Raw genomic sequence first — 14711 nt, 5'->3', positions numbered from 1 at the left:
CTAAGTTAAACACTTTCTTTTACTCTAAGCCACCCCAAATTAATTAACCATTTATTTAATATGGATACTCGTTACAAGCAGGCTAATAAAGAAGCAAAGCTATCATTATTACTCACTCTCATCTACTTCGCTGCATGGGTAATCAGTGCTTATACCGTAAAAGATCAAACTGGATTTATGGGTTTACCATTATGGTTTGAACTCTCATGTATAATGGTGCCGTTTGGTTTTATCTTGTTATGTTATATTGTGGTAAAAAAACAATTCAAAAATATTCCATTAGAATAGGTCTCTAAAACGTGCAACTAGATATTATTCTTCCGCTTATTATTTATCTTATGTTTGTATTTGCGTTATCGATTTATGCATATACAAAAAGAAAAAAAGTAAACCAATTTACTGACTATTTTATTGGTAATCGTACCATGGGCGGTTTTTTATTGGCGATGACTTTAGCTGCGACTTATATTAGTGCCAGTTCATTTATTGGCGGGCCGGGTGCCGCTTATAAATATGGCCTCGGTTGGGTGCTTTTATCCATGATCCAAGTTCCTACTGTACTACTTTCACTTGGTATTTTAGGAAAAAAATTCGCTATTTTAGCGCGTAAATATAATGCTATTACGCTAAGTGATATGCTCTATTCTCACTATAAAAGTAAAATGATTGTATGGTTTGCAAGTATTGCTCTAATTACTGCTTTTATCGGTGCGATGACAGTACAATTTGTAGGTGGAGCCCGTTTATTAGAGTCGTCTGTCGGTATTCCCTATGACGATGGATTGATTATCTTTGGATTTGGTACTGTTATATATACGGCTTTTGGTGGATTTCGAGCTAGTATTTTAAATGATGCCTTCCAAGGCTTAGTTATGATTATAGGCGCTATTTTACTTTTAGTTGCCATTATTTACGCTGGTGGCGGGATTACAAATATAATTGATCGTTTATATACAATTGATCCGGCCTTATTGACACCACAAGGTCCTAACAACTTTATGGACTTCCCCTTTATGGCTTCATTCTGGGTTTTAGTCTGCTTTGGCGTTGTTGGTTTACCACATACAGCTGTTCGTTGTATGGCGTATAAAGACAGTAAAGCCGTGCACCAAGGGATTTTTATTGGAACTGCAGTTGTGACAATCATTATGTTGACCATGCATTTATCTGGTGCGCTTGGCCGCGCCATAGTCAGCGATTTAACTATTCCAGATCAAATTGTACCGACATTAATTATAAAAGTTATGCCGCCTTTAGCTGCTGGGATCTTTTTGGCTGCACCTCTCTCAGCAATAATGTCAACGATCAATGCCCAATTACTCCAAGTATCATCCGTTATTATTAAAGATCTATTCCTAACGATGAGACCAAATAGCAAATTTAGCGATAAAATGCTAACGCGATTATCGGTTACCATTACCTATTTCTTCGGTGGATTATTAATTTTAGCCGCATGGAAGCCACCCGAAATGATTATATGGCTTAACCTATTAGCATTTGGTGGGCTTGAAGCAGTATTTTTATGGCCATTAGTACTAGGGTTATATTGGAAAAAAGCGAATGCTACAGGAGCACTTTGTTCAATGTTTACTGGGGCAATAAGTTATACAACTCTTGCAATTTATAACATTAAAATCTATTCTTTGCATCCAATCATACCGTCTTTACTGATCGGATTAGTTGTATTTATCATTGCCAATCTATTTGGCCAAACAGGAAAAAACTATGCCTTGGATTCAACTCAGAATTAACACGACCAATGATTTAGCCGAACAAATCAGCGAACAGCTAGAAGAATCAGGTGCGGTATCGGTCACTTTTCAAGACACTTATGACACCCCTGTGTTTGAACCTCTGCCGGGTGAAACCAAACTTTGGGGAAATACTGACGTTGTAGGGCTTTATGATGCTCAAATAGATGTTGATGAATTAAAAGCAATATTACATCTTGATCAATATTCTCATAAAATAGAACAGTTAGAGGATAAAGATTGGGAAAGAGAATGGATGGATAACTTTCATCCAATGCAATTTGGTAAAAGATTGTGGATATGTCCTAGTTGGCGAGACATTCCGGATCCTAATGCGGTCAACGTGATGTTAGATCCAGGCCTAGCATTTGGAACTGGAACGCACCCTACTACAGCGTTATGCTTAACATGGCTCGATGGCCTTGATCTAAACAATAAGATTGTTATTGACTATGGTTGTGGTTCAGGTATTTTAGCCATCGCAGCATTAAAATTAGGGGCTATGCGAGTAATTGGCATCGACATTGATCCTCAAGCGATCCAAGCAAGCCTCGACAATGCTGAACGAAATAATGTTAGTGAGAAAATTGAATTATATTTAGCAAAAGATCTTCCTGATAATTTACAAGCTGATGTTGTAGTCGCTAACATATTAGCCGGCCCTTTAAAGGATCTTGCTCCTCAGATTAGTAAATTAGTTAAAACTGACGGAAAATTAGGATTATCTGGTATTTTAGCTAATCAATCTCAAAGTGTATGCAAAGCATATCAAGCTCAATTTGAACTTGATCCTGTTATTGAACAAGAAGAGTGGTGCCGGATCACTGGTAAAAAAAAATAAAAATTTAACATTACCCCCTTTTAACTTCGAGGAAAAATGCGTAATATAGCCGACCTTAATTTGCTTAGCATCGGCAAAGTTACATTAAAAAACAATTTAATTGCTGCGCCGATGGCAGGAATAAGCGATAAGCCATTTAGAAATTTATGTCATCGCTTCGGCGCAGGCATGACTGTTTCTGAAATGTTTTTAGCGAATTGTGATGTATGGCATACAGATAAATCAACGTTAAGAATGATTTCAACTAATGATGTTGGTATACGTGCAGTTCAAATTGTTGGCTCAGATCCAGATGAAATGGCTAGAGCAGCTGAATTTAATGTTAAACATGGTGCTCAATTAATTGATATTAATATGGGATGCCCTGCTAAAAAAGTGAATAAAAAATTAGCTGGTTCTGCATTAATGCAGTATCCAGATTTGATAAAAACTATTTTGCAAAAAGTTGTTGGTTCAGTTGATGTGCCAGTAACACTAAAAACTCGGACTGGATGGGATAAAAATAATAGAAATTGCATTGAAATCGCACAAATTGCGCAGGATTGTGGCATAAAGGCTATTACTATTCATGGGCGAAGTCGTGCATGCTTATTCAATGGAAAAGTCGAATATGATTCCATTAAAGCAGTGAAGGAAAAGGTAACTATTCCTGTTATTGCCAATGGTGATATTTGTACCCCAGAACAAGCAAAAGATGTTTTCAAATATACGCAAGCTGATGGTATAATGATCGGCCGAGCGGCACAAGGGCGACCTTGGATATTTGAAGAAATTGCATTCTATTTAGCACACGGACAGTTAAAAAAAAATAAAACAGTTGATGAAGTCGAACAAATAGTGTTAACCCACCTTGAAGATCTTTATCAATTTTATGGAGAATATAAAGGATTACGGATTGCCAGAAAGCATGTAAATTGGTATACCAAGAATTATGCTGATAGTGATCAATTCAGGCGCTTATTTAGTGTACTTAGCAATACAAGTGAGCAAGTAAAAACACTAAAAGCATTTTTTAGTCAAATTAGAAACAAATAAAAGAGTTAAAAATACTATGTCAGAACAACGCGTTACAGCTGCAGCACTTAAATTTACAACTGTAAACTCTCAAGACCAAATAACACAAAAGCCTTTGCGAGATTCAGTAAAGCAAGCTTTAAAAAACTATTTATCACAATTAAATGGTGAAGATCCGACAGATCTATACGAATTAGTGTTAGCTGAAGTTGAACACCCATTCCTTGATATGGTTATGCAATATACTCGCGGCAATCAAACTCGAGCAGCAAATATGCTTGGTATCAACCGTGGTACTCTTCGCAAAAAATTAAAACAATATGGAATGAGTTAGTCTTAGCCTAAAACTATATTTCTGTATAATTTCAAAGCGCCAATTTTAGTTTTAAGAGGGCGCTTTTTTACCTTTTTATTAAATTGATTTAAGCTGAAAATCGTTTAACTAATGTAGGAGTCAACGTTAGCATATGCGGTAACTCTGTTGGATTTTGAATACGATTTAATAACGTTTTAACCGCTAGTTGTCCTAATTCTTCCTTAGGTTGATGAATAGTTGTTAACGAAGGCGTCATGTATTGCGCGATTTCAATATCATCATAACCAATAATAGCTATATCCTTCCCTGCTTCAAGGCCATTTTGATATAACCTCTGATAAGCACCAATCGCCATGGCATCATTAAAACAAAATACCGCTTGTGGAGGTATAGGTAAGTCTAATAATTGCTGCATGGCAACACCCCCTGATGAAAACTGAAAATCTCCATGTGCTTCATAACCAGCAAGAATAGCTATATTAGCCGCTTGCAAAGCATTTCTATAGCCTTGTAAACGTAATTGAGCTTGTGTATTGTTTGATGGTCCAGTAATACAAGCAATCCTTTTATAATTTTGTTCGATCAGATAATTTGTCGCTAAGGTCGCCCCATACAAAGAATTATCCTTTATGGTGTCACATATACCACTAAATGGTGTCCAGTCCATCATGACCATGGCAAGTTTAGGGTACTTAGCGAAAATTTGTTGTGGAATTGACTGAGTTTCAGTACACATTGCTAGTAAACCATCAACACGTTTTTGTAATAAATGTTCTATATTATCTAACATTCGTTGATGGTCCCCTTCGGTATGGCACAATATTAAATTATAACCAAGTTCATAGCAGCTACGTTCAACGCCGAGTACAACTTCAGAAAAAAAAGGATTATTACTCGTTGTTACTATCATACCAATAGTAAATGTTCTATTACTTTTCAAACTCCGAGCAATTGCTGATGGCGTATAATTTAGTTGTTCAATAGCTAATTCCACTTTTTCACGAACCGTAGGACTAACATAACGATCATTATTAATAACATGCGATACCGTTGATGTTGATACCTTCGCAAAATTAGCGATATCCTTCATAGTTGCCAAGTTAAATCTACCTTCAATTTATTGATTAACAAACGCGTCTACTTCATTTCTAAACGGTACTGCAGTTTGAGCTCCCGATTTAGTGACCGACAATGCTCCAGCTGCATGGGCATATTTAACCGCTTGTTCCAATGTTTTACCTTCTAATAATGCGGTAACAAGCATGCCATTAAAGGTATCACCAGCGCCAATAGTATCGATGGCTTTAACTTTAAACCCAGCGATGATTGAACCTCGCTGCGAAGAACTTACCCATGCACCTTTGCTCCCTAAAGTAATAATAACGGTTTCGATACCCTTTTTATGCAACATCATCGCCGCTTGCTCAGCATCTTTTTCAGTTAAGACTTTAATACCAGTTAGGTACTCAGCTTCAGTTTCATTAGGAGTAATAATATCAATATGTTTAAGTAGATCATCTGATAATTTTTGAGCGGGTGCTGGATTTAATATTACCAGAGTATTATTTTGTTTAGCTAATTTTGCAGCTTGCTCAATTGTTGCCAAAGGTGTTTCAAGTTGCATTAAAATGGCATCTGCATTGATAATATCGTCTTTAAATTTAAGTAAATACTCTGACGTAACTTGGGCATTTGCTCCAGCATGAATAGCAATTTGGTTTTCACCTTGAGCATTAACTAAAATCAAAGCTACTCCAGTATTTTGACCATCAATACAAGTTACTGAACAGGTATTAATATTATCATTTTTAAGCTGCTGTTTAATTTTTTTACCTAGTTCATCATTTCCTACAGCTGCAATAAACTGAATATTCGCGCCTAATCGACCAGCTGCAACAGCCTGATTTGCGCCCTTACCACCAAAAGAAATTTTATAGCTAGATCCTGATAATGTTTCACCGGGTTTAGGGAACATTGGAACAGTTAAAATATGATCAACATTAACACTACCTAATACAATCAATTTTTTGCGTTTCATTTATTTAATTCCTAATTAAATAGGACGCTTTATGCGTCCTAAAATAATCTATTTGCTAATTAATTTTAACTCTACAGGGATATTAGTACTGACTTTTTCACCTTTTATGACTTTATCAGCAATTTCAATCCCAATTGCACCAATTTTATCGGGTTGTTGAGCAACGGTTGCGGCTAATTTACCACGTTCCACAGATTTAATACCATCATCGGTGCCATCAAACCCAACAACGATAACGTCAGTACGACCAGACGTTTGAATCGCTCGCATTGCACCTAATGCCATTTCATCATTTTCAGCAAAAACAGCCTGAACAGCAGGATAAGCAGTCAATAGGTTTTGCATAACATTCATACCTTTAGCTCTATCAAAATCGGCAGGTTGTGCAGTTAAAATAGTAAAATTATTTTCTTGTTGTGATTTATTAAATCCCTCACCTCTTTCACGTGAAGCTGAAGTACCGATAATTCCTTGTAATTGAATAACTTTAGCTTGATTTCCTAGCTTACTAACAATGAAATCACCTGCCATTTTACCACCAGCGACATTATCCGATGCAATGTGGCTAACTACCTCACCTTTAACAGAACCACGGTCAAGTGTTATAACAGGAATATTTGCTTTGTTAGCTGCTAAAACAGCGTTACCAACAGCTTCTGAATCCGTAGGATTAATTAAAATAATCTTAGTACCTTTAACAATTGTATCTTCAACATTTGCCAATTCTTTGGCAGGATTATTTTGTGAATCTAACACTACTAAATCGTAACCGAGTTCATTAGCTTTTTTTACGGCCCCTTCTTTTAAAGTAACAAAAAATGGATTGTTTAGAGTTGATATTACTAAAGCAATATTCTCTTTTGCCGAAGCTTGAAACACAAATAAAAAACTTATTAATATAACAATGTACTTATTTAATCTCATAACCTTCTCCTAGTTACTTTTTATTGAAAAAATTACTTATTAGTTTTTTTATCAACTAAAACCGCAAGTAATATAACTCCACCTTTGACAATCATTTGATAATAAGCATCGACCCCTAACATATTTAAACCATTATTCAAAAAACCTAGAATTAATGCACCAATAAGGGTTCCGATAATTTTACCGCGCCCACCTGACATGCTCGTGCCACCAAGAACAACAGCAGCAATTGCATCCATCTCATAACCTGTTCCAGCTGTGGGCTGAGCTGAGGACAATCTTGAAACTTCAATTGTACTTGCAACTGCACACAGTAAACCACTCATCGCATAAACAATAATTTTAACCTTATCGACATTGATACCTGATAGTTGTGTTGCTGATTCATTACCACCAAGTGCATAAATATATCGACCTAAACGCGTATATTTCAACAAATACCAAGCCGCGGCAAACACAATAATCATAATAATAATTGGCACAGGAATACCGAATACTCGACCAAATGCGATCCATTCAAACATTTCCGAATTATCGTTAGTTCCTGTAGAAATTGGACTTCCTTTGGTATATACCTGTGTTGCACCACGTAGGATTAACATCATTACTAATGTTGCAATAAAAGCTTGAAGCTTACCTTTCGCAATAATGACACCTGAAAAAGCACCTAATAATGCACTTAAAATTAAAGCAGCGCATATAGCAATAAACGGTGAAATATCCGCGCCAATCATCGATGCCGTAATTGCTCCTGCTAATGCAAATATTGAGCCAACAGCCAGATCTATACCAGAAGTCAAAATCACTAAGGTCATTCCAACTGCGATAATTGCATTGATTGAAGTTTGCTGCAAAATATTGAAAATGTTATTTAACGTAAAGAAGTTATCACTTAAACATGAAACGATTAAGATTAATACAAGTAATGTTATTAATGACTTTTGCTCAACTAATACATGTTTGAGCGTTTTGTTTTGCAGCATTAGATTTCTCCTGTATTTTTTCCTACGGCAGCAGCCATAAGTTTTTCTTGTGTTGCTTCATTAATAGTAAAATCTCCGGTTACTCTTCCCTCATAAATAACCAAAATGCGATCACTCATGCCAAGAACTTCGGGCATGTCCGATGATACCAAGATGACACTTAATCCTTGTTGTTTAAATTGATTGATGAGTTGATAAATCTCTTTCTTAGCACCGACATCAACACCCCGGGTCGGTTCATCAAGAATTAATACGCTTGGACGAGTCATTAATCCTTTAGCTATAGCGACTTTTTGCTGATTACCACCAGATAATAAGCCTATTGTTTGATTAATTGTTGGGGTTTTAATATTGAATAATCTAACAAAGTCATCAACTTCTTTTCGTTCATCTTTTAATTTCAAATAGTTAAATTGATTAACAAAATAACCAAGTGCATTGAGTGTCATATTATCTTTAACCGACATACCTAAAATTAATCCATCTCTTTTACGATCTTCAGAGATATAAACAATGCCGCTTTTTAATCCATCTTTTGGCGAACGCGTTTTAATCGGTTTACCATTTAAAATTATAGTTCCTGATTTAGCGGGATTTGCTCCATAAATCATCTTCATCAGTTCGGTTCTTCCTGCGCCCATTAGGCCAGAGATACCTAATATTTCACCTGCATGAAGGGAAAAACTAATATCGTTTACGCCATTACCCATAAGGTTATTAACCTGTAAAGTGACATTTCCTCGTTCCATCTCTATGCGCGGATATTGTTCGTCAAGCTTACGACCTACCATCATTTCGATTAAACTATCTTCACTTAGTTCCGAAATTTTCTTTTCACCGACAAATTGACCATCACGTAATACCGTTACTTCATCGCAAATTTCAAAGATCTCTTTTAAACGATGAGAAATATAGACAATGCCACAGTTTTGTTTTTTAAGTTTGTTAATGACTTCAAATAACGAGGCAGTTTCGGTATCGGTAAGGGCATCGGTTGGTTCATCCATAATGATAACTTTAGAGTTAAAGCTAAGTACTTTGGCAATTTCGACCATTTGCTGCTCACCTATCGACAAATCACTAATCAATCTTCGACTGTTATAATCCAAATGTAGTTGTGCTAATAATTTATCAGCTTCAGCATAAGTCTTTTTCCAATTTATACAGCCAAATTTATTACTAAATTCCCGACCTAAAAATATATTTTCAGCGATAGTTAATTGCGGAATTAAATTCAATTCTTGATGAATAATGCCAATACCCGCCATTTGTGAAGATTTTGGCCCATTAAAATTAACTTTATTGCCAAGATAAATAATTTCACCAGCATCTTTCTTATATATCCCAGTGAGTACCTTCATTAACGTCGATTTACCCGCACCATTTTCGCCAATCAAGGCCATCACTTGACCAGCTTTAACAGTCAGATTAGCCCCTGAAAGTGCTTTAACACCAGGAAAGGATTTATGTATATTAGTAAGCTGTAATAAAGTATCGCTCATAACCATCTCATTGTTTTAAATTAATTTTTAAAAAATTACACCAGACTGTAGAACAATATTCGCGTATGGTGAACATTCACCGGTTCTAATTACCGCTTTACATTTGTTGGTTTGAATTTTTAGCATTTCATGAGTGATATAGGTGATATCAATTTTATTTTTTTGAAATTTCTCTATTTGTTGAATTTGTTCTAATATTTTTTTGTGTATTTCAGGATTATACTCAAAGATCTCTTTGGCCAAAATGACTTTTTCAATTTGCATAGATTCAGATACAGATTCAAAAACTTGTAAAAATGATGGCAAACCAAAAGTAAGCGCCAGATCTATTCTTTTAACATTTTCAGGGATTGGCAAACCAGCATCACCTATAGCGATTTGATCGGTATGTCCCATTTTGGATAAAATTTGAATTATTTCAGAGTTGAACAACCTACTTTTATACATAATTTGATCCTCAGAATAATAACGAAATTTTTCATCGAAACGTTTCGATAACGATATAATCTATTGAAAATATATTTGTTGCAATGGATAAAATATAAACTTGTGATCTCGATCAACTTAATTAGTGTTTATTGAAATTATCATAATAAAAACCTTATTATTAACAACAAAAAAGGAATAAAGAGATTGATAATGAACTTTAGCTAAAAGTTTGTTAAAATAGCTCGATTTTTAAATTATTTAATCTGGAGAATTTTATGGCAGGTCATAGTAAATGGGCCAATACCAAACATCGCAAAGCAGCTCAAGATGCTAAGCGCGGTAAAATCTTTACCAAAATTATTCGCGAACTTGTAACCGCAGCAAAACTTGGTGGTGGCGATCCAGCGTCTAACCCTCGTCTACGTGCTGCTATGGACAAAGCATTATCTAACAACATGACTCGAGATACCATGAACAGAGCAATTGCTCGTGGTGTTGGTGGTGAAGATGATACTAACATGGAAACTATCATCTATGAAGGTTATGGTCCAGCTGGTACTGCGGTAATGGTAGAATGCTTAAGTGATAATCGTAACCGTACAGTATCAGAAGTTCGCCACGCTTTTACTAAAACTGGTGGAAACCTAGGTACTGATGGTTCAGTTTCTTATTTATTCACCAAAAAAGGGGTGATCTCATATCCTACTGGAACTGACGAAGACCAAGTCATGGATGCAGCTCTTGAAGCTGGTGCTGATGATGTTGTGACTTATGATGATGGCGCTATTGATGTGTTTACAACACCAGAATCATTTGGTGAAGTTAAAGATGCACTAGATGCGGCAGGTTTAACCGCTGAATCAGCAGAAGTTTCAATGATTCCAGCAACTAAAGTCGATTTGGATATTGAGTCTGCACCAAAACTACTACGTCTTATTGATATGCTTGAAGATTGTGATGATGTTCAAGAAGTTTATCATAACGCAGAAGTGTCAGACGAAGTTGCAGCAGCACTTTAATGACTATTATTCTGGGTATTGACCCAGGCTCTCGTTTGACAGGTTACGGCGTAATTCGTCAAACGGGACGACAACTCACCTATCTTGGCAGTGGTTGTATTCGCACTGTAGTCGATGACTTGCCAACGCGTTTGAAACGTGTCTATGCTGGCGTTAGCGAAATCATTCTTCAATTTCAACCCGATATGTTTGCTATTGAACAAGTCTTTATGGCTCGTAATGCCGATTCAGCACTAAAATTAGGTCAAGCACGTGGTTCAGCTATTGTGGCTGCGGTAAATAACGATTTACCGGTTTTTGAATATGCAGCGCGCTTAGTAAAGCAAAGTGTAGTTGGAACAGGCGCAGCTGACAAAAAGCAAGTTCAACACATGGTTAAGTTATTACTCAAACTACCTGCTAGTCCACAAGCAGATGCGGCTGATGCGTTAGCCATAGCAATTACGCATGCCCATGTGAGTCAACAATTGATCAAATCAAGTCGATAAATTCCAATATAATCGAAATATAATCTCTTTATACCTTGTTTATATAGTTTAAAAACCCCGTTCCTCAACTCAAAATTTAACTAAGTATAAACTAAGTTATCACTACAATACTCTATTAAAAATTACATAAAAAAAAGCACCAAGATTATTGGTGCTTTTAATTCATATCAATTAACAATTCATCGACTATTTTTCAGTTTTGCCAGTGTAGTTAGTTGGCAATACTACTTTATTTTTATGTTTAGTAAATAATTTAGTTATAAACAAGAAAAATAATGGAACATAAAATATTGCCAAGAATGTTGCAGTTAACATACCGCCGATTACACCAGTACCTACCGCATTTTGACTTACAGAACCTGCACCACTACTTGTCGCTAGTGGATACACACCTAGAATAAAGGCGAATGATGTCATTAAGATTGGACGTAAACGTAAACGACAAGCTTCTAATGTTGCATCAATTAATGATTTACCTTCTTTTTCTAGTGCATCTTTAGCAAATTCTACGATCAAAATTGCATTCTTAGCCGATAGCCCCATCGTGGTTAATAGACCAACGATAAAGTAAATATCGTTATCAAGACCTCTAAACATAGTTGCATATACGGTACCAATAATACCTAACGGGATCACAAACAAGATCGAAATAGGTACAGTCCAGCTTTCATATAATGCAGCTAATGACAAGAACACAACGATAAGGGAGATAATATAAAGTGTTGTTGTCTGCGAACCTGTTTGACGTTCTTGATAAGAAATATCTGTCCAGTCATACGAGAATCCTTTTGGTAAGTTTTTAGAGAGTTCTTCCATTATTGCCATAGCTTGACCAGAACTCATACCAGGTGCCGCTGAACCACTGATACCCATCGCTGCTACACCATCATAACGAACTAATGATGGTGAACCATAACTTTTCGTCGTGGTAGCGAATGCATCATAAGGAACCATTTCACCTTTTTGATTTTTTACATGCCAGAAACTAAAATCATCAGGTAACATTCGATAAGCTGCATCAGATTGTAAATAGACCTTTTTAACACGGTTGTTATAAACAAAGTCATCGATATAAGCTGAACCTAATGCGGTTGAAAGTACAGTATTAACACTACTTACTGCAACACCAAGTGCTTGAGCAGTTTCGAAATCCACATTAATCTTATATTGTGGAACATCTAACATACTACCTGGGCGAACTTGTTGTAAGCTAGGATTTTGTGCAGCTTGGCCCAATAGTTGGAAAAAAGCTCCCATTAAGGCATCATGTCCAAGACCAGCGGTATCTTTTAACATATAAGAGAAACCATTAGCCATACCAAGTGACGGTACTGCTGGCACATTGGTAATAATGACACGACCTTCAGTGATAGTTGAAGCAAATCCCCAACCACTACCAACTAATGCATCAACTTTTTGATCTGGGCGTTTACGTTCATCCCAATCTTTTAATCGAATAAAGCCAAGCCCCATGTTTTGTCCACGACCAACCATACTGAAACCAGCAACAGTGAAGATCTCCTTCACTGAATCAGCTTTTTCATTCATATAAAATTGGGAGGTTTTGTTCAATACACCCATGGTTTGTTCTAATGTCGCGCCGGGAGGTAACTCAACCATTACAATCAATACCCCCTGATCTTCATTTGGTAAGAAACCAGTCGGTAAGCGATTAAAGCCAAAGATTAAGCCAACAACAATCAAGACATAGCAAACAAATGAAATAACTGGATAACGAATAAATTTAATCACACCTTTTTCATAGGCATGCAAACTTTTGTTATATAAGTTATTAAACTTATTAAAGAACCACTTAGTCCCAGCTGAAAGCCAACTAAATGGTGGTACACTTTCTAACTTTTCACCAATTGTAGTTTTCTTGATCTTATTTTTCGATGGTGCTTTTAAAATTTGCGCACAAAGTGCCGGCGTTAACACAATTGCCATCAATACGGATAAACCCATCGACGTTACAATTGTGATTGAAAATTGACGATAAATCCCCCCTGCTGCACCGCCATAAAATGCCATTGGTACAAATACCGCTGAAAGCACTACGGCAATACCAACTAATGCAGAAGTGATTTGTTCCATCGATTTAACGGTTGCATCATACGGGGATAACCCTTCATCATGCATAATACGTTCAACGTTCTCAATTACTACAATGGCATCATCGACCAGAAGACCGATAGCAAGTACCATTGCAAACATTGATAGCGTATTAATGGTAAATCCACAGATATATAAAACCGCAAACGTTCCTAACAATACTACTGGTACGGTAATGGTTGGAATAAGTGTAGAGCGTAGATTTTGTAAAAATACATACATAACAATAACAACCAAAATGATTGCTTCAATTAAAGTATGTACCACGTTATTAATCGATAATTTAACGAACGGAGTTGTATCATAAGGATAGGCAAATTTGATATCCTCAGGAAAAATCTGTGATAACTCTTGAATTTTTTGGTCAACTTTTGCTGATGTATCAAGTTGGTTTGCCCCTGTCGCCAAATAAATACCTAAACCAGCTGATGGTTTACCGTCATAACGTGAAAGAAAGTTATAATCAGCCGCGCCAATTTCAACCTTGGCGACATCTTTTAATAAGATGTTTGAACCATCTGTGTTAACTCGAACTAAAATATTCTGAAATTGCTCAGGTGTTTTTAACCGTGATTGAGCTGTAATGGTTGCATTAAGCTCTTGTCCTTCAGTTGCTGGTAAAGCACCAAGTTGCCCAGCAGTTACCTGCGCATTTTGTGCCTGAATGGCAGCAATAATTTCTTCAATAGATAGATTAAAATAATTAAGTTTGTTTGGATCTAACCAAATACGCATTGCATATTCAGAACCAAATAACTGAGTATCACCTACCCCTTGTACACGTCGTATCTGATCTTGTACCGTTGAATAAATAAAATCAGCAATATCTGCTTGTGTTTTTTGAGGATTGGTAGAATAGAAACCAATAACTTTTAGGAAGTTGGTATTATTTTTAGCAACCGACACACCATTTTTTTGCACACTTTCAGGTAGACGTGATTTGATACTTTCGACTTTATTTAATACTTGTACTTGAGCAAAATCTGGGCTTGTACCCGGTGCAAAAGTCAATGTTGTTTGTACCACACCCTGAGCACTACTGGTTGACTTCATATAAATCAAATTATCTAAACCTGTTAAGTTTTGCTCAATTAATTGCGTAACAGTGTTTTCAATGGTTTGCGCATCAGCACCTGGGTAAACAGCAGAAACAGTCACAGCAGGCGGTGCTATATCAGGATACTGTTCTACGGCAAGTAGCTTAATACATAAAGCTCCCCCCAGCATCATCATGATAGCAATTACCCATGCAAAAACAGGTCTATCAATAAAAAACTTAGCCATAATTAAACCT

Annotated in this window: 14 protein-coding genes; 7 read left to right on the top strand and 7 right to left on the bottom strand. The window is 36.3% G+C overall.

Features of this window, described 5'->3' with window-relative positions:
• Window positions 1-60 precede the first annotated feature (60 nt).
• The 5 genes from AC5LXI_RS06215 to fis are packed head-to-tail and all read left to right on the top strand — an operon-like array spanning window position 61 to window position 3940.
• Window positions 61-288 (top strand): YhdT family protein, encoded by a 228-nt coding sequence (locus AC5LXI_RS06215; protein WP_493443997.1) that lies wholly within the window; start codon window positions 61-63, stop codon window positions 286-288.
• An 11-nt stretch (window positions 289-299) separates the two neighbouring features.
• On the top strand, window positions 300-1751 hold the full coding sequence (gene panF, locus AC5LXI_RS06210; RefSeq protein WP_493443996.1) for a sodium/pantothenate symporter: 1452 nt from the start codon (window positions 300-302) through the stop codon (window positions 1749-1751).
• The gene (gene prmA, locus AC5LXI_RS06205; protein ID WP_493443995.1) at window positions 1726-2592 is read left to right on the top strand and encodes a 50S ribosomal protein L11 methyltransferase; all 867 of its coding nucleotides are present in this window, start codon (window positions 1726-1728) and stop codon (window positions 2590-2592) included. Before panF ends, prmA begins: the two co-directional genes overlap by 26 nt.
• Before the next feature lie 36 nt (window positions 2593-2628).
• Entirely contained in the window at window positions 2629-3627 is a 999-nt protein-coding gene (dusB, locus tag AC5LXI_RS06200) for a tRNA dihydrouridine synthase DusB (protein WP_493443994.1), read from the top strand.
• A 16-nt stretch (window positions 3628-3643) separates the two neighbouring features.
• The gene (gene fis, locus AC5LXI_RS06195; RefSeq protein WP_034883623.1) at window positions 3644-3940 is read left to right on the top strand and encodes a DNA-binding transcriptional regulator Fis; all 297 of its coding nucleotides are present in this window, start codon (window positions 3644-3646) and stop codon (window positions 3938-3940) included.
• Window positions 3941-4028: 88 nt separating this feature from the next.
• Here fis and AC5LXI_RS06190 read toward each other — a convergent pair whose 3' ends face one another.
• The 6 genes from AC5LXI_RS06190 to rbsD are packed head-to-tail and all read right to left on the bottom strand — an operon-like array spanning window position 4029 to window position 9816.
• Window positions 4029-5021, bottom strand: coding sequence for a substrate-binding domain-containing protein (locus AC5LXI_RS06190; protein WP_493443993.1), 993 nt, complete (start codon window positions 5019-5021; stop codon window positions 4029-4031).
• A gap of 18 nt (window positions 5022-5039) precedes the next feature.
• Window positions 5040-5960, bottom strand: coding sequence for a ribokinase (rbsK, locus tag AC5LXI_RS06185; protein WP_493443992.1), 921 nt, complete (start codon window positions 5958-5960; stop codon window positions 5040-5042).
• Between the two features lie 48 nt (window positions 5961-6008).
• Window positions 6009-6884 carry a ribose ABC transporter substrate-binding protein RbsB gene (gene rbsB, locus AC5LXI_RS06180; RefSeq protein WP_493443991.1) on the bottom strand — a complete coding sequence of 292 codons (876 nt, stop codon included), beginning with the start codon at window positions 6882-6884 and terminating at the stop codon, window positions 6009-6011.
• A 32-nt stretch (window positions 6885-6916) separates the two neighbouring features.
• The gene (gene rbsC, locus AC5LXI_RS06175) at window positions 6917-7867 is read right to left on the bottom strand and encodes a ribose ABC transporter permease (protein WP_493443990.1); all 951 of its coding nucleotides are present in this window, start codon (window positions 7865-7867) and stop codon (window positions 6917-6919) included.
• Window positions 7867-9369, bottom strand: coding sequence for a ribose ABC transporter ATP-binding protein RbsA (rbsA, locus tag AC5LXI_RS06170; RefSeq protein WP_493443989.1), 1503 nt, complete (start codon window positions 9367-9369; stop codon window positions 7867-7869). Before rbsA ends, rbsC begins: the two co-directional genes overlap by 1 nt.
• Window positions 9370-9396: 27 nt before the next feature.
• On the bottom strand, window positions 9397-9816 hold the full coding sequence (gene rbsD / locus AC5LXI_RS06165; protein WP_493443988.1) for a D-ribose pyranase: 420 nt from the start codon (window positions 9814-9816) through the stop codon (window positions 9397-9399).
• A gap of 257 nt (window positions 9817-10073) precedes the next feature.
• Here rbsD and AC5LXI_RS06160 point away from each other — a divergent pair, with 257 nt between their 5' ends.
• Window positions 10074-10817, top strand: coding sequence for a YebC/PmpR family DNA-binding transcriptional regulator (locus AC5LXI_RS06160; RefSeq protein WP_493443987.1), 744 nt, complete (start codon window positions 10074-10076; stop codon window positions 10815-10817).
• The gene (ruvC, locus tag AC5LXI_RS06155) at window positions 10817-11305 is read left to right on the top strand and encodes a crossover junction endodeoxyribonuclease RuvC (protein WP_493443986.1); all 489 of its coding nucleotides are present in this window, start codon (window positions 10817-10819) and stop codon (window positions 11303-11305) included. Before AC5LXI_RS06160 ends, ruvC begins: the two co-directional genes overlap by 1 nt.
• A 186-nt stretch (window positions 11306-11491) precedes the next feature.
• Here ruvC and AC5LXI_RS06150 read toward each other — a convergent pair whose 3' ends face one another.
• Window positions 11492-14701, bottom strand: a complete 3210-nt coding sequence (locus tag AC5LXI_RS06150; RefSeq protein ID WP_493443985.1) for an efflux RND transporter permease subunit — start codon at window positions 14699-14701, stop codon at window positions 11492-11494.
• Window positions 14702-14711: the final 10 nt, after the last annotated feature.

The sequence above is a fragment of the Gilliamella sp. LMG 34361 genome (assembly GCF_984569075.1).
Note: the sequence above shows the minus strand (reverse complement) of the source record. Positions and strands in the feature narration are given on the sequence as shown.

Coding starts and splice junctions, on each gene's coding strand:
- AC5LXI_RS06215 (WP_493443997.1), top strand. CDS start 61: ATGGATACTCGTTACAAGCAGGCTAATAAAGAAGCAAAGCTATCATTA.
- AC5LXI_RS06150 (WP_493443985.1), bottom strand. CDS start 14,701: ATGGCTAAGTTTTTTATTGATAGACCTGTTTTTGCATGGGTAATTGCT.
- rbsA (WP_493443989.1), bottom strand. CDS start 9,369: ATGAGCGATACTTTATTACAGCTTACTAATATACATAAATCCTTTCCT.
- prmA (WP_493443995.1), top strand. CDS start 1,726: ATGCCTTGGATTCAACTCAGAATTAACACGACCAATGATTTAGCCGAA.
- ruvC (WP_493443986.1), top strand. CDS start 10,817: ATGACTATTATTCTGGGTATTGACCCAGGCTCTCGTTTGACAGGTTAC.
- AC5LXI_RS06160 (WP_493443987.1), top strand. CDS start 10,074: ATGGCAGGTCATAGTAAATGGGCCAATACCAAACATCGCAAAGCAGCT.
- dusB (WP_493443994.1), top strand. CDS start 2,629: ATGCGTAATATAGCCGACCTTAATTTGCTTAGCATCGGCAAAGTTACA.
- rbsK (WP_493443992.1), bottom strand. CDS start 5,960: ATGAAACGCAAAAAATTGATTGTATTAGGTAGTGTTAATGTTGATCAT.
- rbsD (WP_493443988.1), bottom strand. CDS start 9,816: ATGTATAAAAGTAGGTTGTTCAACTCTGAAATAATTCAAATTTTATCC.
- rbsC (WP_493443990.1), bottom strand. CDS start 7,867: ATGCTGCAAAACAAAACGCTCAAACATGTATTAGTTGAGCAAAAGTCA.
- fis (WP_034883623.1), top strand. CDS start 3,644: ATGTCAGAACAACGCGTTACAGCTGCAGCACTTAAATTTACAACTGTA.
- rbsB (WP_493443991.1), bottom strand. CDS start 6,884: ATGAGATTAAATAAGTACATTGTTATATTAATAAGTTTTTTATTTGTG.